The 25,019-nt window shown below is 67.7% G+C and carries 27 protein-coding genes and 1 pseudogene; 6 read left to right on the top strand and 22 right to left on the bottom strand.

The window, feature by feature from the left end; genetic code table 11:
* From AC1RVW_RS14400 to mscL, 3 genes are all read left to right on the top strand, one after another.
* On the top strand, positions 1-968 hold a 968-nt coding region (locus tag AC1RVW_RS14400; protein ID WP_493200641.1), incomplete at its 5' end, for a YadA-like family protein.
* Between the two features lie 158 nt (positions 969-1,126).
* Positions 1,127-3,616 carry a tetratricopeptide repeat protein gene (locus tag AC1RVW_RS14395; RefSeq protein ID WP_493200639.1) on the top strand — a complete coding sequence of 830 codons (2,490 nt, stop codon included), beginning with the start codon at positions 1,127-1,129 and terminating at the stop codon, positions 3,614-3,616.
* A gap of 59 nt (positions 3,617-3,675) precedes the next feature.
* Positions 3,676-4,107, top strand: a complete 432-nt coding sequence (gene mscL / locus AC1RVW_RS14390; protein ID WP_081266427.1) for a large conductance mechanosensitive channel protein MscL — start codon at positions 3,676-3,678, stop codon at positions 4,105-4,107.
* On the opposite strand, the gene pdxA is transcribed toward mscL, so the two are convergent.
* Genes pdxA through AC1RVW_RS14375 form a run of 3 tightly spaced genes read right to left on the bottom strand, consistent with a single transcriptional unit; the run spans position 4,094 to position 7,253 of the window.
* On the bottom strand, positions 4,094-5,143 hold the full coding sequence (pdxA, locus tag AC1RVW_RS14385; protein ID WP_493200637.1) for a 4-hydroxythreonine-4-phosphate dehydrogenase PdxA: 1,050 nt from the start codon (positions 5,141-5,143) through the stop codon (positions 4,094-4,096). The two genes, mscL and pdxA, sit on opposite strands and share 14 nt — an antisense overlap.
* A complete protein-coding gene (locus AC1RVW_RS14380) occupies positions 5,140-5,913 on the bottom strand; it encodes a Nif3-like dinuclear metal center hexameric protein (RefSeq protein WP_493200635.1) in 774 nt (257 codons plus the stop codon). Before AC1RVW_RS14380 ends, pdxA begins: the two co-directional genes overlap by 4 nt.
* Positions 5,910-7,253, bottom strand: coding sequence for an MFS transporter (locus tag AC1RVW_RS14375; RefSeq protein WP_493200633.1), 1,344 nt, complete (start codon positions 7,251-7,253; stop codon positions 5,910-5,912). The genes AC1RVW_RS14380 and AC1RVW_RS14375 overlap by 4 nt, the downstream gene beginning before the upstream one ends.
* A gap of 296 nt (positions 7,254-7,549) precedes the next feature.
* Here AC1RVW_RS14375 and AC1RVW_RS14370 point away from each other — a divergent pair, with 296 nt between their 5' ends.
* A complete protein-coding gene (locus AC1RVW_RS14370) occupies positions 7,550-8,704 on the top strand; it encodes a S1C family serine protease (protein WP_493200632.1) in 1,155 nt (384 codons plus the stop codon).
* A 135-nt stretch (positions 8,705-8,839) separates the two neighbouring features.
* On the opposite strand, the gene tatC is transcribed toward AC1RVW_RS14370, so the two are convergent.
* From tatC to AC1RVW_RS14325, 9 genes are all read right to left on the bottom strand, one after another.
* Entirely contained in the window at positions 8,840-9,652 is an 813-nt protein-coding gene (tatC, locus tag AC1RVW_RS14365) for a twin-arginine translocase subunit TatC (protein WP_081266431.1), read from the bottom strand.
* 66 nt (positions 9,653-9,718) lie between these two features.
* Positions 9,719-10,189 (bottom strand): Sec-independent protein translocase protein TatB, encoded by a 471-nt coding sequence (gene tatB / locus AC1RVW_RS14360; RefSeq protein ID WP_081266432.1) that lies wholly within the window; start codon positions 10,187-10,189, stop codon positions 9,719-9,721.
* Between the two features lie 13 nt (positions 10,190-10,202).
* Positions 10,203-10,448: a Sec-independent protein translocase subunit TatA gene (gene tatA / locus AC1RVW_RS14355; protein ID WP_106935533.1), complete on the bottom strand. Its 246-nt coding sequence runs from the start codon at positions 10,446-10,448 to the stop codon at positions 10,203-10,205.
* A 65-nt stretch (positions 10,449-10,513) separates the two neighbouring features.
* Positions 10,514-10,873, bottom strand: a complete 360-nt coding sequence (locus AC1RVW_RS14350; RefSeq protein ID WP_081266434.1) for a histidine triad nucleotide-binding protein — start codon at positions 10,871-10,873, stop codon at positions 10,514-10,516.
* A 2-nt stretch (positions 10,874-10,875) separates the two neighbouring features.
* Complete coding sequence (locus tag AC1RVW_RS14345; RefSeq protein ID WP_081266435.1) at positions 10,876-11,247, bottom strand: DUF4870 family protein; 372 nt, start codon at positions 11,245-11,247, stop codon at positions 10,876-10,878.
* Positions 11,244-11,648, bottom strand: coding sequence for a phosphoribosyl-ATP diphosphatase (locus tag AC1RVW_RS14340; RefSeq protein ID WP_081266436.1), 405 nt, complete (start codon positions 11,646-11,648; stop codon positions 11,244-11,246). Before AC1RVW_RS14340 ends, AC1RVW_RS14345 begins: the two co-directional genes overlap by 4 nt.
* The gene (gene hisI / locus AC1RVW_RS14335; protein ID WP_081266437.1) at positions 11,645-12,034 is read right to left on the bottom strand and encodes a phosphoribosyl-AMP cyclohydrolase; all 390 of its coding nucleotides are present in this window, start codon (positions 12,032-12,034) and stop codon (positions 11,645-11,647) included. The genes AC1RVW_RS14340 and hisI overlap by 4 nt, the downstream gene beginning before the upstream one ends.
* Positions 12,035-12,072: 38 nt before the next feature.
* Positions 12,073-12,852: an imidazole glycerol phosphate synthase subunit HisF gene (hisF, locus tag AC1RVW_RS14330; RefSeq protein ID WP_081266438.1), complete on the bottom strand. Its 780-nt coding sequence runs from the start codon at positions 12,850-12,852 to the stop codon at positions 12,073-12,075.
* 19 nt (positions 12,853-12,871) lie between these two features.
* The gene (locus AC1RVW_RS14325; RefSeq protein ID WP_493200627.1) at positions 12,872-13,714 is read right to left on the bottom strand and encodes a D-hexose-6-phosphate mutarotase; all 843 of its coding nucleotides are present in this window, start codon (positions 13,712-13,714) and stop codon (positions 12,872-12,874) included.
* Positions 13,715-13,847: 133 nt separating this feature from the next.
* Between AC1RVW_RS14325 and AC1RVW_RS14320 the strand changes: the two genes are divergently transcribed.
* Together AC1RVW_RS14320 and AC1RVW_RS14315 are read left to right on the top strand one after the other, a co-directional pair.
* Complete coding sequence (locus AC1RVW_RS14320; protein ID WP_081266440.1) at positions 13,848-15,155, top strand: dicarboxylate/amino acid:cation symporter; 1,308 nt, start codon at positions 13,848-13,850, stop codon at positions 15,153-15,155.
* A gap of 11 nt (positions 15,156-15,166) precedes the next feature.
* A complete protein-coding gene (locus AC1RVW_RS14315; RefSeq protein WP_409194995.1) occupies positions 15,167-16,054 on the top strand; it encodes an amino acid ABC transporter substrate-binding protein in 888 nt (295 codons plus the stop codon).
* A gap of 21 nt (positions 16,055-16,075) precedes the next feature.
* On the opposite strand, the pseudogene AC1RVW_RS14310 reads toward AC1RVW_RS14315, so the two are convergent.
* The 10 genes and pseudogenes from AC1RVW_RS14310 to murA all read right to left on the bottom strand — a co-directional run bounded on the left by AC1RVW_RS14310 (position 16,076) and on the right by murA (position 25,009).
* Positions 16,076-17,240, bottom strand: a pseudogene (locus AC1RVW_RS14310) (AAA family ATPase).
* Positions 17,241-17,259: 19 nt separating this feature from the next.
* Entirely contained in the window at positions 17,260-18,000 is a 741-nt protein-coding gene (hisA, locus tag AC1RVW_RS14305) for a 1-(5-phosphoribosyl)-5-[(5-phosphoribosylamino)methylideneamino]imidazole-4-carboxamide isomerase (RefSeq protein WP_106935539.1), read from the bottom strand.
* 153 nt (positions 18,001-18,153) lie between these two features.
* A complete protein-coding gene (gene hisH / locus AC1RVW_RS14300) occupies positions 18,154-18,810 on the bottom strand; it encodes an imidazole glycerol phosphate synthase subunit HisH (RefSeq protein WP_493200624.1) in 657 nt (218 codons plus the stop codon).
* Between the two features lie 19 nt (positions 18,811-18,829).
* Positions 18,830-19,447, bottom strand: coding sequence for an imidazoleglycerol-phosphate dehydratase HisB (gene hisB, locus AC1RVW_RS14295; RefSeq protein ID WP_081266445.1), 618 nt, complete (start codon positions 19,445-19,447; stop codon positions 18,830-18,832).
* Positions 19,444-20,535, bottom strand: a complete 1,092-nt coding sequence (gene hisC, locus AC1RVW_RS14290) for a histidinol-phosphate transaminase (protein WP_493200622.1) — start codon at positions 20,533-20,535, stop codon at positions 19,444-19,446. Before hisC ends, hisB begins: the two co-directional genes overlap by 4 nt.
* Positions 20,532-20,879, bottom strand: coding sequence for a hypothetical protein (locus AC1RVW_RS14285; protein ID WP_493200620.1), 348 nt, complete (start codon positions 20,877-20,879; stop codon positions 20,532-20,534). The genes hisC and AC1RVW_RS14285 overlap by 4 nt, the downstream gene beginning before the upstream one ends.
* A gap of 4 nt (positions 20,880-20,883) precedes the next feature.
* Entirely contained in the window at positions 20,884-21,705 is an 822-nt protein-coding gene (locus AC1RVW_RS14280; RefSeq protein ID WP_493200618.1) for a hypothetical protein, read from the bottom strand.
* Positions 21,706-21,738: 33 nt separating this feature from the next.
* The gene (hisD, locus tag AC1RVW_RS14275) at positions 21,739-23,061 is read right to left on the bottom strand and encodes a histidinol dehydrogenase (RefSeq protein WP_493200616.1); all 1,323 of its coding nucleotides are present in this window, start codon (positions 23,059-23,061) and stop codon (positions 21,739-21,741) included.
* 20 nt (positions 23,062-23,081) lie between these two features.
* The gene (gene hisG, locus AC1RVW_RS14270) at positions 23,082-23,723 is read right to left on the bottom strand and encodes an ATP phosphoribosyltransferase (RefSeq protein ID WP_081266450.1); all 642 of its coding nucleotides are present in this window, start codon (positions 23,721-23,723) and stop codon (positions 23,082-23,084) included.
* Complete coding sequence (murA, locus tag AC1RVW_RS14265; RefSeq protein WP_493200613.1) at positions 23,720-25,009, bottom strand: UDP-N-acetylglucosamine 1-carboxyvinyltransferase; 1,290 nt, start codon at positions 25,007-25,009, stop codon at positions 23,720-23,722. The genes hisG and murA overlap by 4 nt, the downstream gene beginning before the upstream one ends.
* Between the last annotated feature and the right edge of the window lie 10 nt (positions 25,010-25,019).

The following is a 25,019-nucleotide window of genomic DNA, read 5'->3' as shown; positions in this document are numbered from 1 at the left end:
CCAGCGTCGGCACCACCGATCTCACCGCAGCAAACGGCACGATCACCAGCCTGACTTCCACCAGCATCAGCGCCGGCACCGTCAACGCGACCAGCGTCGGCACCACCAACCTCACCGCGGCAAACGGCACGATCACCAGCCTGACTTCCACCAACATCAGCGCCGGTACCGTCAACGCGACCAGCGTCGGCGCCACCAACCTCACGGCCAGCAACGGCACGATCAACACGCTGAGCTCCGCCAGCATCACCGCCGGCACCGTGCACGCAACCAGCGTGGGCACCGTGAACCTCACGGCAAGCAACGGCACGATCAACACGTTGAACGCCACCAACGTGAGCACCACCAACCTGTCGGCTGCCAGCGCCACCGTCAACGCACTGACCGCCAACTCGATGAGCGCCACGACGGTGAACGCAAGCACGGTGAATGCGGGCACGGTCAACGCCACCAACGGCAACTTCCAGACGATCACCGCGGCCAACGGCAACATCACGGTGCTCAACACGCAGACCGGCAACATCACCACGATCAACGCGGTGACGGGCAACGTCACGACGTTGAACGCGGGCACGGTCAACGTGACGGGCAACGTGACGGCCGGCGGCACGGTCACGGCGGGCAACGGCGTGGTCGCGAACGGCCGCGTGCAGAACGTGGCGCCCGGCATCCTGCCCACGGACGCGGCGAACATGCAGCAGCTGAACCAGGTGCGGGCCGAGACGCAGGACGCGCGCAAGACCGGCAGCACGGGTGCCGCGATCGCATTGGCGGCGGCCTCGGTGCCTGCGCTGGAGGCCGGCAAGCAGTTCGGCGTGGGGGTCGGCGTCGGCTCGTACGACGGTCGCTCGGCCATCGCTGCGGCGGTCAGCTTCCGCCTCGGCGAGTCGTCGCAGATCAAGGTGAACGTCGGCACCGGCCAGAGCGGCAAGATCGGCGGCGGCGTGGGCGCTTCCTGGTCCTGGTAAGAAGCGCGCCTGGCGCGGCAGCGGCATGGCGTCCGCTTCCCCCGCGCCAGCCATGAAGAAAGAAAGCCGGCCCCTATACTGGGGAGCCGGCTTTTCTGCATCTGCATCGAGGTCGGCGCGTCCCGGCTGACCTCCTGACCCGTTCCTTCCACGGCCTCATGAACTCATCTGCACTCGCCCCTTCGCCCTCCCTGTCCGCGGAAGATGCCGGCCGCCTCCTGGAGCAGGGCCTGACGCTGCATCGCACAGGCCGTTTCGCTGAAGCCCTGCAGGTCTATGACGACCTGCTCGCCCGCGTGCCGGGACATGCCGACGCACTGCACCTCACGGGCGAGGCGCTCTACCGCCAGGGCCGCCCCCGGCTGGCACTGAACTACGTGAACCGCGCCATCGCGCAGTCGCAACACCCGTTCTACTTCAACACGCGCGCAACCATCTTCATGCACCTGGGCCTGCTGGCCGAGGCGCAGCAGGACCTGAGCCGCGCGATCAAGGCGCTGCCCCACTACCCCGAGGCCTACGTGAACCTGTCGGCGGTCTATCGCCAGCAGAAGAAGTTCCGCCAGGCGCGAGACGCCGCGTCGCAGGCCACGCGGCTCGCACCGCTGGCGCCTGCCGCATGGAACAACGCCGGTGCGATCGACATGGAGCAGAACCGCTTCGACGAGGCGCTCGGGCAGTTCATGCAGGCGCTGAAGCTCGACCCGAAATACACCACCGCGCACAAGAACATCGGCAAGATCCGCGCGCATCAAAAAGACTGGTCGGGCGCGCTGGATTCGCTCGCACAGGCCGCGGCCGACCCGCTGGACTTCGAGGCGTCGTACCTGCTGGCCAGGGCGCTGCTCGACGGCGGCCGCGCCGACGAAGCCATTGCGCCGATGCAGCACGCCATGCGCAACTGGTCCGCAGAAGACCGGCACAAGGTGCTGTCGGACCCCGAGGGCATCGCGGCGCTCTATGGCGTTTGCGGCACGCTCGAGGGCGCGTCGATGCGCTTCGACGAATCGGCCGAGCTCTACAAGCTGGCGCTCGAAAGCCTGCCCGAGAACGAACTGCTGCTGAACAACCTGGGCACGGTGAACTTCCGCCTCGGTGACTACGACAAGGCCATCGAAGTGCTCAGGAAGGCGCTGGAGGCGCACCCGCGCCAGGTGCTCGCACGTTGCAACCTCGGCGTGACCTACGTGATGGCCGGCCAGTCGGAGGCGGCGATCGCCGAGTTCGAACAATGCCTGCGTGACGACCCGGCCTTCATGCCCGCCATGGTGTGGATGCTCGGAGAAAAGGCGCACATCGCGCACTGGGACGGCGTGCCCGAACTGCGCGCGCGCATTGCCTCGCACCTGGACAACCCGGCCAACGACCAGGCGGTGTCGTCCTTCATCCTGATGTCGAACTACGACGACGCCCGCCGGCTGATGCACTGGACCCGGCGCTCCGCCACGGTGGCCCAGAAGGCCTCGGCCATCAAGCCCTTCGCCGACGCCGGCGCGCGCCGCACATCGCCGCGCATCCGCGTGGGCTACTACTCCTTCGACTTCCGCAACCACCCGGTGGCGCACCTGACGGCCGAGCTCTACGGGCTGCACGACCGCAAGGATTTCGAGATCTTCGTGTACTCCTACGGCCCCGACGACGGCCACCCGGCGCGCGCGCGCATCGCGGCGTCGGCGGAGCATTTCGTCGACATGCACGGCCAGTCGATCCAGCAGATGGCCGAGCGCATCCGCGAGGACGAGATCGACATCCTGATCGACCTCTCGGGCGACACGCGCGGCGCCAAGCCTCAGGTCATGGCCTACCACACGGCCCCCGCCCAGCTCATGTGGCTCGGCTACATGGGCACCAGCGGCTCGACCAACTACGACTACCTGGTGTCGGACAACTTTCTTTCGCCGCAAGGCACGGAAGACTGCTACACCGAGAAGCTGCTGCGCCTGCCCGAGACCTTCCAGGTGATCGACACGAAGCGCCCCGTCAATCCGCACAAGGCCACGCGCGCGGCGCACGGCCTGCCGGAAGACGCGTTCGTGCTGTGCAATTTCTCGCAGTCCTTCAAGATCCAGCCCGAGACCTTCGACGCGTGGGTTCGCATCGTGGAGGGCATCCCGGGCTCGGTGCTCTGGCTCGCGCAGGGGCCGAACGGCTTCGAGCAGAACTTGCGCGCGCACTGGGAAAAGGCCGGCCTCGCGGCCGAGCGCCTCATCGTGTCGCCGCGCATGCCGGTCGACCAGCACCTGGCGCGCATCGGCCTGGCCGACCTGTTCATCGACACCTTCCCCTACAGCAGCGGCGCCACCGCGAACGACGTGCTGTGGTCGGGCGTGCCGCTGCTGGCGCTCACGGGCTCGACGATGGTGTCGCGCATGGCAGGCAGCCTGCTGGGCGCCATCGGCCTGCCGGAGCTGGTGGCCACGAACCATGCGGAATACGTGGACAAGGCGGTCCACTACGCCACGCACCCCGACGAACTCGCGGCGCTGCGTGCGCGGCTGGCGGCGGCCAAGGAAGCGCGGCGCGGCTATTTCGACACGCCGCGCTTCGTGCGGCATCTCGAGGACGGCTTCAGGCAGATTGCCGCGCGCAACCGTGAAGGGTTGCCTGCCGCGCACGTCGACGTTGCGCCGTGCCCGCTGGAGAAGTGAGCAATCGCGGGCATACTCGGCTCTCCTTCAACAGCAGAGCTCCAGCAGCCTTTTGAATCATGAGCATCCTCAGTGAATTCAAGGAATTTGCCGTCAAGGGCAACGTGATCGACCTCGCGGTCGGCGTGATCATCGGCGGCGCGTTCGGCAAGATCGTCGATTCGCTCGTGGCCGACATCATCATGCCGCTGGTGGGCCTGGTGTTCGGGAAGCTCGACTTCTCCAACCTCTACGTGGTGCTGGGCACCGCGCCGGCCGGCGTGGCGAACACGCTGGCCGACCTGAAGAAAGCCGGCGTTCCCGTGCTGGCCTATGGCAACTTCATCACCATCGCGGTCAACTTCGTGATCCTGGCCTTCATCATCTTCATGATGGTCAAGCAGATCAACCGCCTGAAGCGCAGCGAAGAGCCGGCACCGGCCGCCGCGCCCGCAACCCCTGAAGACGTGATTCTGCTGCGCGAGATCCGCGACAGCCTCAAACGCCCCTGAGGGCTCGGGCCATGCGCAATGCCTCGATGAGGCTGGACGCATCGGCCTGCCCCGTGCCCGCGATGTCGAACGCGGTGCCGTGATCGGGGCTGGTGCGCACCAGCGGCAGCCCGAGCGTCACGTTCACGCCCTTCTCCACGCCCAGGTACTTGACCGGGATCAGGCCCTGGTCGTGGTACATCGCAATCACCACGTCGAATTCGCCGCTGGACGGCACGCCGCCCTTGGCGCGCGCGCGCATGAACACGGTGTCGGGCGCATAGGGCCCGTGGGCGTCGATGCCTTCTGCGCGCGCGGCGTCGATGGCCGGCACGATGACCTCGCGCTCCTCCGAACCGAACAGCCCGCCTTCGCCCGCATGCGGATTGAGGCCCGCCACGCCGATGCGCGGCACGCGGCCCAGCGCATGCGTCAGCGCCCGGTGCGTGATGCGCAGCGTTTCGAGCACGCCCTCGAAGCAAACGGCCTCGATGGCCTGTCGCAGCGACATATGGATGCTGACGAGCACGGTGCGCAGCTCGTCGTTGGCCAGCATCATGCGCACCGGCACGTCGGCCACGGTGCGGCCCAGGTGCGCGGCGGCCTCGGCCTGCAGCAGCTCGGTATGGCCGGGATACGGAAAGCCGGCGGCGGACAGCGCCTCCTTGTGCAGCGGCGCGGTCACGATGGCGGCGACCTCGCCGCGCAACGCCGCCCGCGCGGCCCACACCACGCATTCGCCCGCCACGCGCCCGGCCTCGGCACTGACCCGGCCGATCTCGATGCCCGAAGGCGGCGCGATCACCTGCAGCACCGGGATGCAGCGCGGCGGCACGGCGGCCGCCTCGGCGACGGAGCCGATCTCGAGCACCGGCCAAGCCGGCTCGCCCGGTGCAGCCAGCCCCTGCGAGGCCTGGCGCATCGTGCCAACGTCGCCCGCAACGAAAGTGCCGCGCGTGGCATCGGGCGCCTCGCGAAACGCCTTGGCGATGATCTCCGGGCCGATGCCCGCGGGGTCGCCCAGGGTGATGGCGATGGGGCTGTTCACTGCGCTCATGCCGGGTTGTCGATGTCGATGAACTCGTGCACCAGCCCGAGTTGCGCGGCCACGTGCCCGGCCACCGCCTGCGCGCCATAGCGCTCGGTGGCGTGGTGCCCGCAGGCCAGGAAGGCCACGCCCATCTCGCGCGCGTAGTGGGCCTGCGGCTCGGAGATCTCGCCGGTGATGAAGGCGTCGGCACCGGCCGCGATGGCGGCCTCGAAGTAGCCCTGGGCGCCGCCCGTGCACCAGGCGACGGTCTTGATGGGACGCTGCGCCGTATCGAGCAGCGTGACGGGCCGCTTCAGCACGCCCTCCACGTGGGCCGCGAGCGCCTTGGCATCGGCAAAGCCCTCTGCGTTTTCGCGCGTGCCCAGGAAACCCAACTCCTGTTCGCCGAAGCGCCCGGTGGCGCCGGGATGCGCGACGAGCCCCAATTGCAGGCCGAGCTGCGCGTTGTTGCCGAGCTCCGGGTGCGCATCGAGCGGCAGGTGGTAGGCGAACAGGTTGATGTCGTGGCCGAGCAGCAGGCTCAGGCGCTGCTTCATCCAGCCGGTGACGCAGCCGCTCTGGCCGCGCCAGAACAGGCCGTGGTGGACGAAGATGGCGTCGACTTCGGCGCGGATGGCGGCTTCGATCAGCGCGCGGCTGGCGGTCACGCCCGAGACGATCTTGCGGACCACGGTGCGCCCCTCGACCTGCAGGCCGTTGGGTCCGTAATCCTTGAAGCGCCCGGGGGCGAGCAGCAGGTCGAATGCGTGAAGCAGTTCGTGGCGGGTGGTGCTCATCGCGACATTGTCGCGCGCCCCGCGGGCGCCGCGCCGTCGCGCATGGCATGGCCGCGCACGGCAAGCGGCAGGAACGCAAGCAGGAAGCCCAGCACCGCCACGTAGTGCGCCGGCGCCATGGTGTCGTGCTGCAGCCAGAGCGTGAGGATCACCGGCGTGAGCCCGCCGAACACCGCATAGGACATGTTGTAGGCGAACGAAAGGCCGGTGAACCGCACCGGCGCCGGGAACGCGCGCACGCCCGCGATCGGCACCGTGGCGATGGTGCCCACGAACAGGCCGACCAGCCCGTAGTGCCAGAACAGCGTGGCGGGCGTGCCTGGCAGGCCCGTGTAGAACAGATAGGCCGTGGCGAACAGGCCGCCCCAGCCGACGAGCATCACGGTGCGCGTGCCGGCGCGGTCGCTGGCCCAGCCCGCGAGCATGCAGCCCAGCGTCAGGGTCAGCGTGGCGAGCGCATTGGCCTCGAGCGACAACGCGGCCGGGATGTGGTGCACCTTCTGCAGGTAGGTGGGCGTGTAGAGCACCACCACCACGATGGCGGCCGACAGCACCCAGGTCAGCAGCGCCACGTAGACGCAGGCCAGCCGGTGCTCGCGCAGCACCGTGCGCAGCGGCAGTTCGCGCGCCACGCTGCGGCGGCCGGCCAGTTCCTTGAACACCGGCGTCTCGTGCAGGAAGCGGCGCAGGTACACCGACACCAGCCCGAACACCCCGCCCAGGACGAACGGAATGCGCCAGGCGAAGTCGCTCACCTGGTCGGGCGAATAGTGGCGGTTGATGGCCACCGCGATCAGCGAGCCCAGCAGGATGCCGCCGGTGATGCCCGAGGTCAGCATGCCGATGCCGAAGCCGTAGCGCCTGGCCGGCACATGCTCGCCCACGAACACCCAGGCGCCCGGCATTTCGCCGCCGATGGCCGCGCCCTGCAGCACGCGCATCAGCAACAGCAGCAGGGGCGCCGCCACGCCGATGCTCGCGTAGGTCGGCAGCAGGCCGATCACCAGCGTGGGCGCCGCCATCAGGAAGATCGACAGCGTGAACATGCGCTTGCGGCCGAAGATGTCGCCGAAATGCGCTATGACGATGCCGCCCACCGGGCGCGCCAGATAGCCGGCCGCGAAGATGCCGAAGGTCTGCAGCTGACGCAGCCAGTCGGGCATGTCCACCGGGAAGAACAGCGCCCCCAGCACGGTGGCGAAGAAGACGTAGATGACGAAGTCGTAGAACTCCAGCGTGCCGCCGAGGGCGGACAGGGCCAGGGTCTTGTAGTCGCTCGAGTCGAGCGTGCGTGCCGGCGCCGGCTGCGCGCCGTCCGGGAGGGTTGCTTCTGGGGTCATGGCTGACGGAGAAATCGTTGCTGCGCGCACCGGTCCGCAAGACCGGGTGGGAACGGGAGGCGGCGCGCCGACGAAACGCCTAGCCGCATCCGCCGGGTGGGCAGCGCGGGAGGCCTGGAAAACACGGCCCGGATCGGAACCGACGCGGGATGCTAAGGGTTATCCCGGATTCCCGCAGCCCGCCGGCCCCAATCTCGACCGCCCGGCGCGGTTTATGGGCCGTGCCGTTGAGGGACAATCGCAGGCAGTGCCGCGCCTGGAATGGCGCTCTTCGAACGTCTTCCCATCAAGTCTTCATGAAACGTACCTGGCTGCTTTTTGCCCAAGCCGTGACCGTCCTGCTCGCGGCGTACTTCGTCGTCGCGACGCTCAAGCCCGAATGGCTCAACAAGCGCTCGACCTCGCTGGGCGGCGTGGTGTCGGTCGTGCAGGCGCCCACGGGCAGCGCCGCCATCGCAACGCCCGGCAGCCTGGCCGCGCCGGCCAAGAAGGCGTCGCCGGCGGTGGTGAGCATCAACACCAGCAAGGCGGCCCAGCGCCATCCGCGCAGCAACGATCCGTGGTTCCGCTTCTTCTTCGGCGACCAGGACGACCAGCCCCAGGTGGGCCTGGGCAGCGGCGTGATCGTCAGCACCGACGGCTACATCCTCACCAACAACCACGTGGTCGAAGGCGCCGACGAGATCGAAGTGACGCTCAACGACAGCCGCCACGCGCGCGGCAAGGTGATCGGCACCGACCCCGACACCGACCTGGCCGTGCTGAAGATCGAGCTCGACAAGCTGCCGGTGATCGTGCTGGGCGACTCCGACGCACTGCAGGTGGGCGACCAGGTGCTGGCCATCGGCAACCCCTTCGGCGTGGGCCAGACCGTGACCAGCGGCATCGTCTCGGCGCTGGGCCGCAACCAGCTCGGCATCAACAATTTCGAGAACTTCATCCAGACCGACGCGGCCATCAACCCCGGCAACTCGGGCGGCGCGCTGATCGACGTCAACGGCAACCTGCAGGGCATCAATACGGCGATCTACTCGCGCTCGGGCGGCAGCATGGGCATCGGCTTCGCGATTCCGGTGTCGATGGCCAAGATCGTGCTCGAGGGCATCGTCAAGGAAGGCCAGGTGCGCCGCGGCTGGATCGGCGTGGAGCCGAGCGACCTCTCGCCCGAGCTGGCCGAGACTTTCGGCGTGAAGGCCGACTCGGGCGTGATCATCACCGGCGTGCTGCAGAACGGCCCCGCGGCCAAGGCCGGCATCCGCCCGGGCGACGTGATCACGTCGGTGGGCGAAAAGAAGACGGACAACGTGCAGGCGCTGCTGACCGCGGTGGCCGGCCTGAAGCCAGGCAGCACCTCGCGCTTCGCGCTGCAGCGCGGCAGCGACAAGATGGAACTGGACGTGACGCCGGGCCTGCGGCCGAAGAGCCCGGTGCGGCAAGTGCCAAATGAATAGGCTCGCCCCCAGGCTGCGCGGCACTTCGTGTCCGCTTCGCCTTCCCCCTACCGGGGGCAACACCTGAGGCCCGGCTGAGCCGGTTCCTCGGTGTTCCGGGCTTTGGGATCGCCTGCGGCGATCCCATCCAGGGAATCAGCTGGATGATGCGGAGTCGGCGCTTTCTTCGTCTTCCTGCTTCTTGCCGCTGCTGGCGAAATACTTGGCGCCGATGATGCCGACTTCGTACAGCAGGCACATGGGCACCGCCAGGGCCAGCTGCGACACCACGTCGGGCGGCGTGAGCACCGCGGCCACCACGAAGGCCACCACGATGAAGTAGCCGCGGAAGGACTTCAGCTTCTCGATGGTGACCATCTCGAAGCGCACCAGCAGCATCACGACGATCGGCACCTGGAAGGCGACGCCGAACGCGATGTAGAGCGAAAGAATGGCCTCCACATAGGAGGAAATGTCGGGTGTCGCCTGCACCGCCGCGGGCGCGAAGCGCTGGATGAAGCTGAACATCTTGTCCAGCACGAAGAGCTGCACGAAGGCGATGCCCGCATAGGCCAGCAGGCTGCCGAAGAAGATCAGCGGCAGCGCGAACTTCTTTTCGTGGCTGTAGAGGCCCGGCGCCACGAACATCCACGCCTGGTACATGAGCCAGGGCAGCGCCAGCAGCACGGCCGCCATCATCAGCACCTTGAGCGGTACGAAGAACGGCGAGAACACGCCGATGGCGATGAGCTTCGCGTCGTGCGGCATGTGGGCCTTGATCGGCATGGCGATCAGGTCGATCAGCCCGCCGGGGCCCGGCCAGATGGCCAGCAGGATGCCGGCGACCACGAGCCCGTAGACACAGTAGAGCAGGCGGTCGCGAAGCTCGACCAGATGCGCCACGAACGGCTGCTCGGTGCCCGCCAGCTCGTCTTCTTTGTCTATGTTCTTGTTGTCGGAATCGGCCATTGGAAAAGAAGATAGCGTGACGTCGGCCGGCGTGCGGCGCGCTCAGAACGCGGTGTTGTGGATGCGCTAGTTGATCTTGTTGATCGTGTGCGGACGGAAGCGCGCAACGCGCGCCGCGCCCGACAGCGCCTTGGTGCGCACGCCGTTGCGCGCCTTGTACCACTGCGGCGTGGCGCCCTGCTTCAGGCGCCAGTTCTTGCGCGGGTGCTTGTACTCCGGCGGCGGTGGCGGCTCGGGTTCGGCCAGCGCCGAGAGGGTTTCGCCCGATCCGGAGAACTGCTTTTCGAAGTCGCTCGCACCGGTGTGGATGCTGTGCTCGACGTCGCGCGCCGCATCCTCCACGGTGGTCTTCATCTTGCGCAGTTCGTCCAGCTCCATCGAGCGGTTGACTTCGGCCTTGACGTCGTTGACGTAGCGCTGCGCCTTGCCTAGCAAGGTGCCGACGGTGCGGGCCACGCGCGGCAGCTTCTCCGGGCCGATGACGATCAGCGCCACGACGCCGATCAGCGCCAGCTTCTCAATGCCGAGGTCGAGCACGTGCGGACCGTGCTCAGGACTTCTGGCGCGCTTCGACGTCGATCGTCGACTTGTCGCCGTTGGCCGGCTGGCCGGTCACTTGCTGGGCCGGGGCCGACGGGGCGGCGGCATCGGACGAGCTGCCGTCCTTCATGCCGTCCTTGAAGCCCTTTACGGCGCCACCAAGGTCGGAACCCATGTTCCGCAGCTTCTTGGTGCCGAAGATCATGACCACGACGAGCAGCACGATCAGCCAGTGCCAGATGGAAAAAGAACCCATGGAAGACTCCTAAGAATGTGTCCGATTTTAGTCGGGCGTAATGTGACAGTTTGGCTTAATGCCGCTCAGCCGCGAAGCCATGGCCGGGGACCGCCCATGACATGGACATGGAGATGGTGAACTTCCTGCCCACCCTCGGCGCCCGTGTTGACCACGACCCGGAAGCCGCCTTCCGGATAGGGCTTGCAGCCCTGCTCCAGCGCCAGCCTGGGGGCCAGGGTCATGATCTTGCCCATGAGGGCCGCGTCGTCGGGCGTCAGCTGGGCCATGGAGGCGATGTGCTTCTTGGGCACCAGCATGAAGTGCACCGGCGCCCAGGGCGCGATGTCGTGGAAGCCGAACAGGTCTTCGTCTTCGTAGACCTTGCGCGAGGGAATCTTGCCCTCGATGATTTTGCAGAAGATGCAGTTGGGGTCGTGTGACATGTTCAGACAGCCATGGGCTTGCGTTCGCTCCAGTTCAGCCAGCCCTTGACCAGCCGATAGATCATCCACACGGCGGTGGCGAAGAGGATGGGGAAACCGACCAGGATCCAGATGGTGATGAACCCCAGGATGGACCAGCACAGCCCCCACCAGAAGGTGCGGATCTGCCAGGTGAAATGGCTCTGGTAGAGCGTGCCCGCGGCGTCCTCGCGCTTGATGTAGTTCAGCACGATGCCCACGATGCCCGTGAGGCCGCCGGTGAACCACGACAGCGCATACAGCACGTAGACCGCCAGCGTGATCTGGCGCAGGCTCTCGAGCTGCTCGGGCGTCTTGCCCGAGGAGAAGTCGTCGATGGTCGTGATGTCGTTCATTCGGAGACCCCGCCTTTTTCTTCGATGCTGCGCTGCTGCACCTTGCGCAGGGCTTTTTCCTCGATGCCGCTGGTTCCCTCGCGGCGTTCCAGCTCCGCGACCACGTCGGCCGGCGAAAAACCGTAGTGCGCCAGCGCCACCATGGTGTGGAACCAAAGGTCGGCCACTTCGTTCACTATTTTCGAGCGATCCCCGCCATGGTCGGCGTCCTTGGCGGCCATCACGACCTCGGTGGCTTCCTCGCCGATCTTCTTGAGGAAGGCGTCGGGGCCCTTGTGCAGCAGGCGCGCGACGTAGCTTTTCTCGGGGTCGCCGCCGCGGGCGGGAAGGCGCGTCTCGATGACGGCGGCCAGCCGGGCCAGGGCGTCGGAGGTGTTGTCGTTGCTCACGGTGGCCGTCATTTGTAGATCGACTCCGGGTCTTTCAATACGGGTTCGACCACGGTCCAGTTGCCGTTTTCGTACTTGCTGAAGAAGCAGCTGTGGCGGCCGGTGTGGCAGGCGATGCCGGGCTCGTGGCCGAGCTGGGTGACCTTGAGCAGCACCACGTCGTTGTCGCAGTCGAGGCGGATCTCGTGCACGGTCTGCACATGGCCCGATTCCTCGCCCTTGAACCACAGCTTGTTGCGCGAACGGCTGAAATACACCGCGCGGCCCAGTTCGGCGGTCTTTTCGAGCGCTTCGCGGTTCATCCACGCGAACATCAGGACGTCGTTGCTGCCCTGTTCCTGCGCGATGACCGGCACCAGGCCGTTCGCGTCCCACTTCACTTCATCGAGCCAGTTCATGGAGATATTGTCGGGGATAGAAAAAGACCCTCAAAAGCTCAGCTGCGCACGGGGATTCCGCGCTCCGCCATGCGGGCCTTGGCCTGTCCGACCGTGAATTCGCCGTAGTGGAAGATGCTGGCGGCCAGCACCGCGTCGGCGCCGCCGTTCTGGATGCCGTCGGCCAGGTCGTCCAGGCTGCCCACGCCGCCGGAGGCGATGACCGGCACGCCGACCGCGTCGCTCACCGCACGGGTCAGCGCCAGGTCGAAGCCGCTCTTGGTGCCGTCGCGGTCCATGCTGGTCAGCAGGATCTCGCCGGCGCCCCGGCGGACCATCTCGGCGGCCCACTCGACGGCGTCGAGGCCGGTGTTCTTGCGCCCGCCGTGGCTGTAGACGTCCCAGCCGGCGCCGCGCGTGGCGGCTTCTTCCGGCGTGCGTCGCTTGGCATCGATGGCCACCACGATGCACTGCGAGCCGTATTTCTGCGAGGCGGCGTCGATCACGTTCGGGTCGGCGATGGCGGCCGAATTGAAGCTGGTCTTGTCGGCGCCCGCGTTGAGCAGCCGGCGCACGTCGGCCACGGTGCGAACGCCGCCGCCCACGGTCAGGGGAATGAAGACCTGCGAAGCCACGGCCTCGATGATCGGCAGGATCAGGTCGCGGCCGTCGCTGGTGGCGGTGATGTCCAGGAAGGTCAGCTCGTCGGCGCCCTGCGCGTTGTAGCGCGCCGCGATCTCGACCGGATCGCCGGCGTCGCGCAGTTCGAGGAAGTTGACGCCCTTGACGACTCGGCCGCCGGTGACGTCGAGGCAGGGAATGATGCGTTTGGCAAGCATGGGATGAACCGGAAAAGAATCAGGAGACGCAAAGCTGTTGCCAGCCCTGCCATTGGGCGCCGGGTGCCAGCAGCACCGGCTCGTCGATGCGGGCAGCCTCGACACAGAGCATGTGGCGAAAGCCCTCTTCGGGCATGTCGGCGAGTTTCGCACCCAGCACGGCACCGGGGTTCCAGACCACGGTTTCGGTGCAACTGGCGCTTTGAGAGATTTCGAGCGTGCCGGCGGGCTGCACCAGCCGCAGCGGCTTGGGCGGCGCGGCATAGACGCTGTCGAATTCGGCGTCGAAATGCAACGCCGGCGCGGTTTCCACATGGCGGTCGTCGCGCAGCGAATCCCAGCGGTTGGCCCCCTGCAGCCCTTCGAGGCGCACCTGGGCGATGTCGTCGACCCGCAGGTAGGTGTGCAGCGCCGCGGCGAAGGTCCAGGGTGCATGGTCAGTGTTGAACAGCGTGAGCGCCAGGCGCAGCTTGCCGGCGGCCAGGGTGGCTTCGAGCCGTGCCTCGAAAGCGTGCGGCCAGAGCTTGCGGGTGGCTTCGCTGTCGCGCAATGTCAGCCTGAGGGTGTCAGGCGTCTCGGGCGTATGGGCAGCCTGGGTTTCCCAAGGCAGGTTGCGCATGAAACCATGCTTGGGCAGCATGCCGCGCTGGTTGAATTGCGGGCAACATATCGGCACGCCGCCGCGGATGGCCGCCTGCCCGTCGAATATGGCGCGCGGGCTCAGGTAAAGCCTTTCCACCCCGTCGGCCGTGATCCAGGAGAGCACTTGCGCGCCGTGCAGCGCCACGGTGAGGCTGCTGCCGTCGGCGCCACGGGCGCATACGGCGGGCTGGCCGCGAAACTCGATCGAGCTGATTTCCATGCAAGGAATTGTAGGCAGCACCAGCCGCAAGGCAGCCGCATGGAATTGGGCCCCTGGAGCCATTGCGTGCCATGGGGCTTCTTCGATACCCTGTGGCCGAAGAAATACTCATACACGACAAAAGGGGATACGCATGAAAAAGAAGCTGCCGATGGCTGCCTGGATCCTGATCGCCATGGTGCTCGGTATCCTCGTGGGCTACATGATCTTCACGAGCTTTCCGGACAAGAAGGCCGCGAAGGAAATTGCCGACTACGTCTCCATCGTCTCGGACGTGTTCCTGCGCCTCATCAAGATGCTGATCGGGCCGCTGGTGTTTTCCACGCTGGTGGTGGGCATCGCGCACATGGGCGACGCCAAGTCGGTCGGCCGCGTCTTCGGCAAGGCCATCGGATGGTTCCTGACCGCGTCGCTGGTCTCGCTGGTGATCGGCCTGGTCATGGCCAACCTGCTCAAGCCCGGCGAGAACCTGGGCCTGCCGCTGCCCGACATCGGCGCCTCGGCCAACCTCGCGACCTCCAAGTTCACGCTGAAGGACTTCGTGAGCCACACGGTGCCCAAGTCCTTCGTCGAGGCCATGGCCAACAACGAGATCCTGCAGATCGTGGTGTTCTCGATGTTCTTCGGCGTGGCGCTCGCCTCGCTGGGCGACAAGGCAAAGACGCTGGTGGCGGCCATCGAGGAGCTGTCGCACGCCATGCTCAAGATCACCGGCTACGTCATGAAGCTCGCGCCGCTCGCGGTGCTGGCGGCCATGGCCGCCACGGTGGCGGTGAACGGGCTGGGCATTCTGCTGAAGTTCGCGGTGTTCATGGGCGACTTCTACCTGGGCCTGTTCGTGCTGTGGGGCGTGCTGACGCTGGCGGGCTTCCTGTTCCTGGGCCCTCGGGTGTTCAAGCTGCTGGTGCTCATCAAGGAGGCCTTCCTGCTGTCCTTTGCCACCGCGAGCTCCGAGGCGGCCTATCCGAAGATCCTGCAGGCGCTCGACCGCTTCGGCGTCAAGCGCAAGATCTCCAGCTTCGTGATGCCGATGGGCTATTCGTTCAACCTCGACGGCTCGATGATGTACTGCACCTTTGCCGTGCTGTTCATCGCCCAGGCCTACGACATCCACATGCCGATCAGCACGCAGGTCACGATGCTGCTGATCCTGATGCTCACCTCCAAGGGCATGGCGGGCGTGCCGCGCGCCTCGCTGGTGGTGATTGCCGCCACCCTGAACCATTTCGACATTCCGGAGGCCGGCCTGCTGCTGATCCTGGGCGTGGACACCTTCCTCGACATGGGCCGCTCGGCCACCAATGCGGTGGGCAATTCCATCGCCACGGCCGTGGTCGCCAAGTGGGAAGGCGAACTGCTCTCCGAGAGCGACGCCGAGATCAACGCCAAGGCGCTCGACGAGGAGGCCAGCGCCACCCTCGCCCACCCGGCGCACGCATGAGCCGTTACGCCATGAAACGCATCGGCATGCTGTTCGCGGCCGTGGCGCTGGCCGCGGCGGCTGTTGCCGCCCAGGCGCAGGAACTCACCGGCACGCTGGCCAAGGTGCGCGCCAGCGGCACCATCGCCATCGGCTACCGCGAGTCGTCGGTGCCGTTCTCGTTCCTCAACACGCGCAAGGAACCCATCGGCTATTCGATCGAGCTGTGCCGCTCGCTGGTGAGCGCCATCGAGGACGCGGTGGACAAGAGCCTCGCCATCAAGTGGGTGCCCGTTACCTCTGATTCGCGCATCGACGCGGTCGTGAACGGCCAGGTCGACCTGGAGTGCGGCTCGACCACCAACAACCTCGAACGCCAGAAGCGCGTGAGCTTCTCGCCGACGATGTTCGTGTCCGGCACCAAGGTGCTGGTGCGCAAGGGCTCGCCGATCAAGTCGTTCCGCGACCTCGCCGGCAAGAAGGTGGCGGTGACGGCCGGCACCACCAACGAGAAGACGCTGCGCGACCTGTCGGCCAAGTTCAAGCTCGGCATCGACCTGCTGGTGGCGCGCGACCATGCGGAATCGTTCGGGCTCGTGAAGAGCGGGCAGGCCGATGCCTTCGCGACCGACGACGTGCTGCTCTACGGCCTGATCGCGCAGGACGCCGCCAGGGCCAGCTACGAGGTGGTCGGCGACTTCCTCTCCTACGACCCCTACGGGATCATGTACCGCAAGGACGATCCGCAGCTCAACAAGGTCGTCGTCGACGCCTTCCAGGTGCTGGCGGAAGACGGCGAGATCGAGCGGCAGTACAAGCGCTGGTTCCTGCGCAAGCTGCCGACCGGGGAAAGCATCGACCTGCCGATGAGCGCGCAGCTGCAGACGATCATCCAGACGATGTCGGTGAAGGCCGAGTAAGCCTTCGCCCGGCGGCCGCCGTCAGCGGGCCGGCCACTCCCAGCGCGGGATCTCGCTCATGTCGAGGTTGGCGATGCGCGTCTCGCCGAACCGTTTCTCCAGCACCACCGGCTGCACGCCGTCGCTGTCCTCCAGCGCGGCAATCAGCCGCGCGGCGTGCGACACCACGATCACCTGCGAGCCGCGCGCGGCCTGCGCGATGAGCCGGCCGAGGGCTGGAAGCAAGTCGGGGTGCAGGCTGGTCTCGGGCTCGTTGAGCACCAGCAGCGCGGGCGGACGCGGCGTGAGCAGCGCCGCGATCCACAGCAGGTAGCGCAGCGTGCCGTCGGACAGTTCGGCGGCCATCAGGGGCCTGAGCAGGCCGTGCTGGTGCATCAGCGTCTCGAAGCGGTCGCCGAAGGCGCGCACCTCCACGCGGGCGCCCGGAAAAGCGTCGTCCACCGCGCGGTCGAGCGCTTCGCCGTCGCCGATCTCGCGGATGGTCTGCAGCGCCGCGGCCAGGTCGGCGCCGTCGTTGGCGAGAACCGGCGTGCGGGTGCCCAGCTGCGGCGGGCGCCTCGGCGTCGGAGCGGAAGTGGTCGTAGAAGCGCCAGGAGCGCATCTGCTCGCGCAGCGTGAGCATCTCGGGCGCGTCGCGCGGGTCGGCGTGCTCGGTCATCATGCTGGCGAAGGCCGGGATCGGCCGGCCGACGGCCTGCCAGCCCTTGCCTTCGCGCAGTCGCAGCGCCGCGCCCTTGCGGTCTACCAGTTGCGTCGACAGCCGCAGCAGCGGGCCGCTCCAGATGGCCTCGTGCTTGATCTCAGGGTCGTGCGAGAAGGCCGTCGACGGCACCGGCGGCGGCAGGCCGATGTCGATGGCGTAGCCGAAGTCTTCGGCCGTGGTGCCGGCAAAGCCGAGCTTGAGCGCGACCGGCTCGCTGCGCGTGGTGCCCTGCACCGGCAGTTCACCGCGCATCATGGCCGCCGAGAAGCGCTCCGGCCCCGCCCACAGCGTGGAAGACAGCCCGCCTTCGCGCACCAGCGAACGGATCACCCCGCCGTTGGCGATGTCGGCCAAGAGCCGCATCGCCCGGTACACGCTCGACTTGCCGCTGCCGTTGGCCCCGGTCACGACCGTGAGCCGGCCCAGCGGCACCGTCAGTTGCCGCAGCGAGCGGTAATTGGCGATGGCGAGCGCGGAAAGCACGCGCTGCGCGGCGAAAGCGTCAGGCTGCCAGTTCGTCCGCGCGGGCCTGCGCGGCGGCGAAGTCGAGATCGCCCGAATAGATGGCGCGGCCGCAGATCACGCCCTCGACGCCGTCGGACTCGACCGCGCAGAGCTTGTCGATGTCGGCCATGTTCGACAGGCCGCCAGAGGCGATCACCGGAATGGTCAGCGCCTGCGCCAGCTTGACGGTGGCCTCTATGTTGATGCCAGAGAGCATGCCGTCGCGGCCGATGTCGGTGTAGATGATCGACTCGACGCCGTAGTCCTCGAACTTCTTGCCCAGGTCGGCCACCTCGTGGCCCGTGAGCTTGCTCCAGCCGTCGGTGGCGACCTTGCCGTCCTTGGCGTCCAGGCCAACGATGATGTGGCCGCCGAAGGCGCTGCAGGCGTCTTTCAGGAAGCCCGGGTTCTTGACCGCGGCGGTGCCGATGATCACGTAGCGCAGGCCGTCGTCGATGTAGCGCTCGATGGTGTCGAGGTCGCGGATGCCGCCGCCGAGCTGCACCGGGATGTCGTCGCCCACTTCTTTCAGGATCGCCTTGATCGCCGCGTGGTTCTGCGGCTTGCCCGCGAAGGCGCCGTTCAGATCGACCAGGTGCAGCCGCCGCGCGCCGGCCTCGACCCATTTGCGGGCCATGGCAGCGGGGTCTTCGCTGAAGATGGTGGACTGGTCCATGTCGCCCTGTTTGAGGCGAACGCAGTGGCCGTCTTTGAGATCAATGGCGGGAATGAGGAGCATGGTGCCGGTCAGCAGGAGCGAGGGTTCAAGAAAAGAGAGCGGAATTTTTCAAGGACACCACGGACCGGCTTGGCCGGGCCGTTGGTGTCGCCCCCGGTAGGGGGTTGGCGAAGCGGACACGAAGTGCCGCACAGCCTGGGGGCGAGCAACATGTCATGGGTTCCAGTGGAGGAAGTTTCGGTAGAGCTGAAGCCCGTGGTCCGCACTCTTCTCCGGGTGGAACTGGGTTGCAAAAATGTTATCGCGTGCAATGGCTGCGGTAAAGCTCGCGCCGTAGTCGGCCTCGCCGACGCTGTGCACTGCGTCGGCCGGCCGGGCGTAGAAGCTGTGCACGAAGTAGAAGTAGCTCAGGTCGGGAATACCCGCCCACACCGCATGCGGGCGGGCCTGGCGAACCTGGTTCCAGCCCATCTGCGGCACCTTGAAGCGGCTGCCGTCGGCCTGCAGCCGCCCGGCCAGGTCGAACTTGACGACCTCGCCCGGTATGAGGCCGAGGCCGTCGGTCGGGCCTTCGTCGCTGCGCGACAGCATCATCTGCATGCCCACGCACACGCCGAACAGCGGCTTGCTGGCCGCCGCCTCGAGCACCGATTCGTGCAGGCCGGAGTCGCGCAGCTCGCGCATGCAGTCGGGCATGGCGCCCTGCCCCGGCAGCACCACGCGGGTGGCCTTGCGCACCACGTCGGGGTCGGAGGTGACGAACACCTCCACGCCGACCTGGTCGGCCGCATGGCGCACGGCCTGCGACACGGAGTGCAGGTTGCCCATGCCGTAGTCGACGACGGCGACGGTATTTGCTACAGATTTCATAGCTGATGGCCGAACGCGTTCAGAGCGAGCCCTTGGTCGAGGGAATGACGCCGGCGGAACGCGGGTCGAGCTCCAGCGCGCCGCGCATGGCGCGCGCGAAGGCCTTGAACACGGTCTCGCACTGGTGATGCGCATTGACGCCCTTGAGGTTGTCGATGTGCAGCGTGACGAAGGCGTGGTTCACGAAGCCCTGGAAGAACTCGTAGGTGAGCTGGCTGTCGAAGGTGCCGATCATGCCGCTGGTGAAGGGCACGTGCATCACCAGGCCGGGGCGGCCCGAGAAGTCGATGACGACGCGGCTCAGGGCTTCGTCGAGCGGCACGTAGGCGTGGCCGTAGCGGCGGATGCCCTTCTTGTCGCCGATGGCCTTGGCCACGGCCTGGCCCAGCGTGATGCCGACGTCTTCCACCGTGTGGTGGCCGTCGATGTGCAGGTCGCCCTGGCAGTCGATGTCGAGGTCGATCAGCCCGTGGCGGGCGATCTGGTCGAGCATGTGGTCGAAGAAGCCGATGCCGGTGGAGAGCTTGGCGCGGCCGGTGCCGTCGAGGTTGACGCTGACGGTGATCTTCGTTTCGGCGGTGTTGCGGGTGACGGACGCGATGCGGTCGCCGCTGTCCTGGCTGGTGGGGGTGGTCATAGTGAGGCTTCGAGCGCCGCGAGCATCCGCGCGTTCTCGTCGGCCGTTCCGACGGTGAGGCGCAGGCAGTTTGCGAGCAGTTCGTGCATTTTAGAAACGTTCTTCACCAGAACCCCGCGAGCCTTCATGCCTTCGAAGGTCTTGGCCGCATCGGGCACGCGCAGCAGGATCATGTTGGCGTCGCTGGGCCAGGTCTTGACGCCCGGCAGGCGGCCGAGCCCCGTCATGAGGCGCTCGCGCTCCTCGCGGATCTGGCGGGCCTGGGCCTCGAACACCTCGGCGTGCTCCAGCGCGAACAGCGCGCACTCGCAGTTGAGCACGCTGATGTTGTAGGGCGGGCGCACCTTGTCGATCTCGGCGACCAGCGCCGCCGGCCCCATGAGGTAGCCCAGCCGGATGCCGGCCAGGCCGAACTTGCTGAGGGTGCGCATCAGCAGCACGTGGCCGTGCTTCGCCAGGCGGTCGATGTAGCTGCGGGCGGCGAAGGGCTGGTAGGCCTCGTCGATCACCACCAGGCCGCCCTGCGCGCCCTGGGCCTCGACGATTCTCTCCAGGACGGCGTCGTTCCAGAGATTGGCGGTCGGGTTGTTCGGGTAGGCCAGGTAGACGATGGCGGGCTTTTCTCGCGCGATGGCGGCCAGCATGGCGGCCTCGTCGAGCTCGAAGTCGGCCGTGAGCGGCACGCCGGCGAACTTCAGGCCCTGCAGCTGCGCGCTCATGGCATACATGACGAAGCCGGGCAGCGGCGCCAGCACCGTCGCGCCGGGCAGGTCGCAGGCAATGGCCAGCAGCGAGATCAGCTCGTCCGAGCCGTTGCCCAGCATCAGCGCGAAGCCTTCGGGCATCTGCGCGTGGGCCGCCAGCGCGCGCCTCAGATCGGCGCCGCGGTCGCCGGGATAGCGGTTGAGCGCCAGCGCGCCGAGCCGCGCGCCCAGCTCGGCCTGCAGCGCGGGCGGCAGGCCGAAGGGGTTTTCCATTGCGTCGAGCTTGACGAGGCCGCGCGCGTCCTGAACCGCGTAGGCATGCATGGACCGCACGTCGCCGCGGATGCGGTCGAGCGGCGGGCGGGCGGATTCGGGAGCGGTCATTTGGTGCAGCGGTAGCTGTTCTTCAGGGCGCCGGCCATGACCAGCTGCACTGGCATGTCGGCTTCGTAACTGTCGGCGTTGCGGGTGAGCTCGGTCTGGTAGAGCGAGCGGGCCATGGAAGGCTCGAGGCGGCGCCCCTCGATGCAGAACACGGGCTTGAGCCCATTGCGCTGCGACGATTCGACGCCTTCGCGCAGGCCCTCCAGCACGCCCACGAGGTAGTAGCCGGCGTAGGCCTTGCCGTCTTTCTCGGTGGCCGCGAGCGTGCGCAGTTCGCGGATGCTCATGGCCTGGGCGCAGGCGGCCGTGGCCAGCGCGATCAGCAGGAAGGCGGCACGTTTCATGGCGTCACTGGCGATAGCGCGGCGGCGGCGCGTAGCTGCCGTCGGCCGGGAAGGCGCTGGGCTGCTGCTGCTGCGGCGGCGATGCGTCGCGGCGCTGGCGGCGCGGCACGTCGCGCTGTTCCAGTTCGAACAGCGCGGCGCCGATCACGCCGATGTTGCGCACGTCGCCGGCTTCCGTGTTGGCGGCATAGGCGCGCCCCGGCGTGGCGAAGCGGAAGGCGGCGACCTCGCTCTCGCTCTTGCGGAAGCCCTCGATGGTCAGCGCCTGCATCGGGCCCAGCACGTAGCCGCCGTTGCGCAGGCTGCCGGGCCTGCCGTTGAGCACGTCCAGGCCGTCGACCGTGGCGATCACCTCGTAGCTGCGCTCGCTGAGGTTGCGAAAGCGCAGCGTGTAGCGCGATCCCTCGACACCCGCCAGGCGGAACATGTCGTCGCCGCCGCTGCCCCGGCGCGCGCGCTGCAGCGGCAGCGGGCTGCCGGTCTCGTCGAGCACCGACCATTCGACGTCGCCGTCGGCCAGCAGCAGGTTCAGGCGGCGCTCGGGGTTGCTGCCCACCGCCCGGCGCACGGCACCTGCTTCGTTGTAGCCCAGCGAGGCCGTGTCGTCCGGCTGCGCGGACAGGCGCTTGGCGACGACCGTGCGGGTCTTCGATTCCAGGCCCTCGCCCCACTGCGTGCCTAGCCGCGGCGCGGGTGCCGCGGCGGGAGCGGCGCTGTTGGTGGTGACCGCCTGCGGCATCTGGCTGCAGGCGGCAAGCAATGCCGCGCCGGCGACGAGGCCCGTGGCGAACTTGAAAAGACGCGAACGATGGAGACGATCAATCATCTTGCTGGCTCCTCCCTGGGGGGTCATGGAGCCTCAGATCTTACGCAGGCGCATGCGCGCGGCCTCTGCGTGCGCCTGCAGGCCCTCGCCCTCGGCCAGCGTGACGGCGACCGGGCCGAGCACCTGGGCGCCGGCTTCGCTGACCTCGATCAGGCTGGAGCGCTTCTGGAAGTCGTACACGCCCAGCGGACTGGAGAAGCGCGCCGTGCCGCTGGTGGGCAGCACGTGGTTGGGACCGGCGCAGTAGTCGCCCAGGCTTTCGCTGGTGAAGGCACCGAGGAAGATCGCGCCGGCGTGGCGCAGCAGCGGCTCCCACCGGTTGGGCTCGCTGCTGCTCACTTCGAGGTGTTCGGGGGCGATGCGGTTGCTGATCTCGCAGGCCTCTTCCATGCTCTTCGTGTGGATCAGCGCGCCGCGGCCGTTGAGCGAGGCGGCGATGATTTCCGCGCGCGGCATGGCCGGCAGCAGGCGGTCGATCTCGGCCTGCACGCGGTCGATGTAGGCCGCGTCGGGGCACAGCAGGATGCTCTGGGCGAGTTCGTCGTGCTCGGCCTGGCTGAACAGGTCCATGGCCACCCAGTCGGGCGGCGTGCTGCCGTCGGCCAGCACCAGGATCTCGCTCGGGCCGGCGATCATGTCGATGCCCACGGTGCCGAACACGCGGCGCTTGGCCGCGGCCACGTAGGCGTTGCCGGGGCCGGTGATCTTGTCGACGGCGGGAACGGTGGCGGTGCCGTAGGCCAGCGCGGCCACGGCCTGGGCGCCGCCGATGGTGAAGCCACGCGTTACGCCGGCCACGTAGGCGGCGGCGAGCACGAGCTGGTTCTTCTCGCCCTTCGGGGTTGGCACGACCATGATGATTTCGCCCACGCCTGCGACGTGCGCAGGAATCGCGTTCATCAGCACGCTCGACGGGTAGGCGGCCTTGCCGCCCGGCACGTAGATGCCCACGCGGTCCAGCGGCGTGACCTTCTGGCCGAGCAGCGTGCCGTCCACGTCGCGGTAGCTCCAGCTCTCGCCGCTGGCCTTCTTCTGGGCCTCGTGGTAGCTGCGCACGCGGCGCGCGGCGGCTTCGAGCGCGTCGCGCTGTGCGGCGGGCAGCGATTCGAAGGCGGCCTTCAGCTCGGCCTGCGTGAGTTCCAGCTCGGGCAGCGTGTTCGCACCCAGCTTGTCGAAGCGGTTGGTGTACTCCAGCACCGCCTCGTCGCCCCGCTTCTGCACGTCGGCCAGGATGTCGGCCACGACCTTCTCGATGGCCGCGTCGTCGTCCGCGGACCAATGCAGCCGCGCCTTGAATTCAGCATCGAAGCTGGCTGAAGTCGTGGACAGTCGGGCGGGGGCTGCTTTCAGAGTCATGGGCGTGGGTTTAGTGGGTTTCAGGAGGACGGAATGGCCGACGCGAACGCGTCGATGATGTGGCGGATCGGCTCTCGCTTGAGCTTGAGCGCCGCCTGGTTCACCACCAGGCGCGCGCTGATGTCCATGATGCGTTCCACCTCGACGAGGTGGTTGGCCTTGAGCGTGTTGCCGGTGGAGACCAGGTCGACGATGGCGTCGGCCAGCCCGGTCAGCGGCGCCAGCTCCATGCTGCCGTAGAGCTTGATCAGGTCGACGTGCACGCCCTTGCTGGCGAAGAAGTCGCGCGCCAGGCCCACGTACTTGGTGGCCACGCGCAGGCGGGAGCCCTGCTTCACGGCGGAGGCGTAGTCGTAGTCGGCGCGCACGGCCACGCTCAGGCGGCAGGCGGCGATGCGCAGGTCCAGCGGCTGGTACATGCCCTGGTTGCCGTTCTCCAGCAGCACGTCGAGCCCGGTCACGCCGAGGTCGGCGCCGCCGTACTGCACGTAGGTGGGCACGTCGGAGGCGCGCACCAGCACCACGCGCACGTCGGGCCGGGTGGTTTCGAGAATCAGCTTGCGCGACTTCTCGGGGTCTTCGGTGACCTCGATGCCGGCCGCGGCCAGCAGGGGCATCGTCTCTTCGAAGATGCGGCCTTTGGAAAGCGCCAATGTGATCATGCGGCGGCTCCCGTCACGCGTTCGATGTCGGCGCCGAGGCCGCGCAGCTTGGATTCCATGCGGTCGTAGCCCCGGTCCAGGTGATAGATGCGGTCGACCAGCGTCTCGCCCTCGGCCACGAGGCCGGCAATGACGAGGCTGGCGGAAGCGCGCAGGTCGGTGGCCATCACGGTGGCGCCCGACAGCTGCGGCACGCCGGTGACCATCGCGACCTTGCCTTCGACGTGGATGCGGGCGCCCAGGCGCACCATCTCGTTCACGTGCATGAAGCGGTTCTCGAAGATGGTCTCGGTGACCATCGAGGCGCCGCGCGCGATCACGTTCAGGGCCATGAACTGGGCCTGCATGTCGGTGGGGAAGCCCGGGTATTCGGTGGTGCTGAAGCTCTGCGCCTTCAGGTGTTCGTAGGCAGGGCCCCTGGAGCCGATGCGCACGCCGTCTTTTTCGCAGGCCACGGTGCAGCCGGCGTCGCGCAGCTTGTCGATCACGGCGTCGAGGTGGTCGCCGCGCGCATGGCGCAGGAAAGCCTCGCCGCCGGTGGCCGCCACGGCGCACAGGAAGGTGCCGGCCTCGATGCGGTCGGCCACCACGGCATGCTCGCAGCCGTTCAGCTTCTCGACGCCCTGGATGCGGATGTGGCTGGTGCCGTGGCCTTCGATCTTCGCGCCCATGCGGATCAGCATTTCGGCCAGATCGACGATCTCGGGCTCCTGGGCAGCGTTCTCGAGCAGCGTCTCGCCCTCGGCCAGCGCGGCCGCCATGAGGAAATTCTCGGTGCCGGTGACGGTGACCATGTCGGTCAGGATGCGCGCGCCCTTCAGGCGGGTGCGGCCCTCCGGCAGGCGGGCGACCATGTAGCCGTGCTCCACCACGATCTCGGCGCCCATGGCCTGCAGGCCCTTGATGTGCTGGTCGACCGGCCGCGAGCCGATGGCGCAGCCGCCGGGCAGCGACACCCTGGCGTGGCCGAAGCGCGCCAGCAGCGGGCCCAGGGCCAGCACCGAGGCGCGCATGGTCTTCACGAGCTCGTAGGGGGCCTCGGGGTTGGTCAGGTCGGCGGCGTCCAGGCGCACGGTGCCGTTGTCGTCGCGCTCGGCGGTCACGCCCATGTTGCGCACCAGCTTGAGCATGGTCGACACGTCCTGCAGGCGCGGCACGTTGTGCAGCACCACGGGCTGGTCGGTCAGCAGCGCCGCGCACAGCTCGGGCAGCGCGGCGTTCTTGGCGCCGGAAATGAGTACTTCGCCGCGGAGCTCTCGCCCGCCGCGAATCAGAAGTTTGTCCATCGAAATTCCA

It is taken from the genome of Variovorax sp. MPBD4-3 (genome assembly GCF_058809745.1).
Note: the sequence above shows the minus strand (reverse complement) of the source record. Positions and strands in the feature narration are given on the sequence as shown.

What these genes read in the sequence shown, in the direction of transcription:
- AC1RVW_RS14345 (WP_081266435.1), bottom strand. Translation starts at nt 11,247, where the DNA reads ATGAACGACATCACGACCATCGACGACTTCTCCTCGGGCAAGACGCCC.
- hisI (WP_081266437.1), bottom strand. Translation starts at nt 12,034, where the DNA reads ATGAACTGGCTCGATGAAGTGAAGTGGGACGCGAACGGCCTGGTGCCG.
- hisF (WP_081266438.1), bottom strand. Translation starts at nt 12,852, where the DNA reads ATGCTTGCCAAACGCATCATTCCCTGCCTCGACGTCACCGGCGGCCGA.
- AC1RVW_RS14350 (WP_081266434.1), bottom strand. Translation starts at nt 10,873, where the DNA reads ATGTCACACGACCCCAACTGCATCTTCTGCAAAATCATCGAGGGCAAG.
- murA (WP_493200613.1), bottom strand. Translation starts at nt 25,009, where the DNA reads ATGGACAAACTTCTGATTCGCGGCGGGCGAGAGCTCCGCGGCGAAGTA.
- pdxA (WP_493200637.1), bottom strand. Translation starts at nt 5,143, where the DNA reads ATGAGCGCAGTGAACAGCCCCATCGCCATCACCCTGGGCGACCCCGCG.
- AC1RVW_RS14340 (WP_081266436.1), bottom strand. Translation starts at nt 11,648, where the DNA reads ATGACGGCCACCGTGAGCAACGACAACACCTCCGACGCCCTGGCCCGG.
- hisH (WP_493200624.1), bottom strand. Translation starts at nt 18,810, where the DNA reads ATGAAATCTGTAGCAAATACCGTCGCCGTCGTCGACTACGGCATGGGC.
- AC1RVW_RS14280 (WP_493200618.1), bottom strand. Translation starts at nt 21,705, where the DNA reads ATGATTGATCGTCTCCATCGTTCGCGTCTTTTCAAGTTCGCCACGGGC.
- AC1RVW_RS14320 (WP_081266440.1), top strand. Translation starts at nt 13,848, where the DNA reads ATGAAAAAGAAGCTGCCGATGGCTGCCTGGATCCTGATCGCCATGGTG.
- AC1RVW_RS14370 (WP_493200632.1), top strand. Translation starts at nt 7,550, where the DNA reads ATGAAACGTACCTGGCTGCTTTTTGCCCAAGCCGTGACCGTCCTGCTC.
- mscL (WP_081266427.1), top strand. Translation starts at nt 3,676, where the DNA reads ATGAGCATCCTCAGTGAATTCAAGGAATTTGCCGTCAAGGGCAACGTG.
- AC1RVW_RS14395 (WP_493200639.1), top strand. Translation starts at nt 1,127, where the DNA reads ATGAACTCATCTGCACTCGCCCCTTCGCCCTCCCTGTCCGCGGAAGAT.
- AC1RVW_RS14325 (WP_493200627.1), bottom strand. Translation starts at nt 13,714, where the DNA reads ATGGAAATCAGCTCGATCGAGTTTCGCGGCCAGCCCGCCGTATGCGCC.
- AC1RVW_RS14380 (WP_493200635.1), bottom strand. Translation starts at nt 5,913, where the DNA reads ATGAGCACCACCCGCCACGAACTGCTTCACGCATTCGACCTGCTGCTC.
- tatA (WP_106935533.1), bottom strand. Translation starts at nt 10,448, where the DNA reads ATGGGTTCTTTTTCCATCTGGCACTGGCTGATCGTGCTGCTCGTCGTG.
- AC1RVW_RS14375 (WP_493200633.1), bottom strand. Translation starts at nt 7,253, where the DNA reads ATGACCCCAGAAGCAACCCTCCCGGACGGCGCGCAGCCGGCGCCGGCA.
- AC1RVW_RS14285 (WP_493200620.1), bottom strand. Translation starts at nt 20,879, where the DNA reads ATGAAACGTGCCGCCTTCCTGCTGATCGCGCTGGCCACGGCCGCCTGC.
- hisA (WP_106935539.1), bottom strand. Translation starts at nt 18,000, where the DNA reads ATGCTCCTCATTCCCGCCATTGATCTCAAAGACGGCCACTGCGTTCGC.
- hisD (WP_493200616.1), bottom strand. Translation starts at nt 23,061, where the DNA reads ATGACTCTGAAAGCAGCCCCCGCCCGACTGTCCACGACTTCAGCCAGC.
- AC1RVW_RS14315 (WP_409194995.1), top strand. Translation starts at nt 15,167, where the DNA reads ATGAAACGCATCGGCATGCTGTTCGCGGCCGTGGCGCTGGCCGCGGCG.
- hisG (WP_081266450.1), bottom strand. Translation starts at nt 23,723, where the DNA reads ATGATCACATTGGCGCTTTCCAAAGGCCGCATCTTCGAAGAGACGATG.
- hisC (WP_493200622.1), bottom strand. Translation starts at nt 20,535, where the DNA reads ATGACCGCTCCCGAATCCGCCCGCCCGCCGCTCGACCGCATCCGCGGC.
- hisB (WP_081266445.1), bottom strand. Translation starts at nt 19,447, where the DNA reads ATGACCACCCCCACCAGCCAGGACAGCGGCGACCGCATCGCGTCCGTC.
- tatC (WP_081266431.1), bottom strand. Translation starts at nt 9,652, where the DNA reads ATGGCCGATTCCGACAACAAGAACATAGACAAAGAAGACGAGCTGGCG.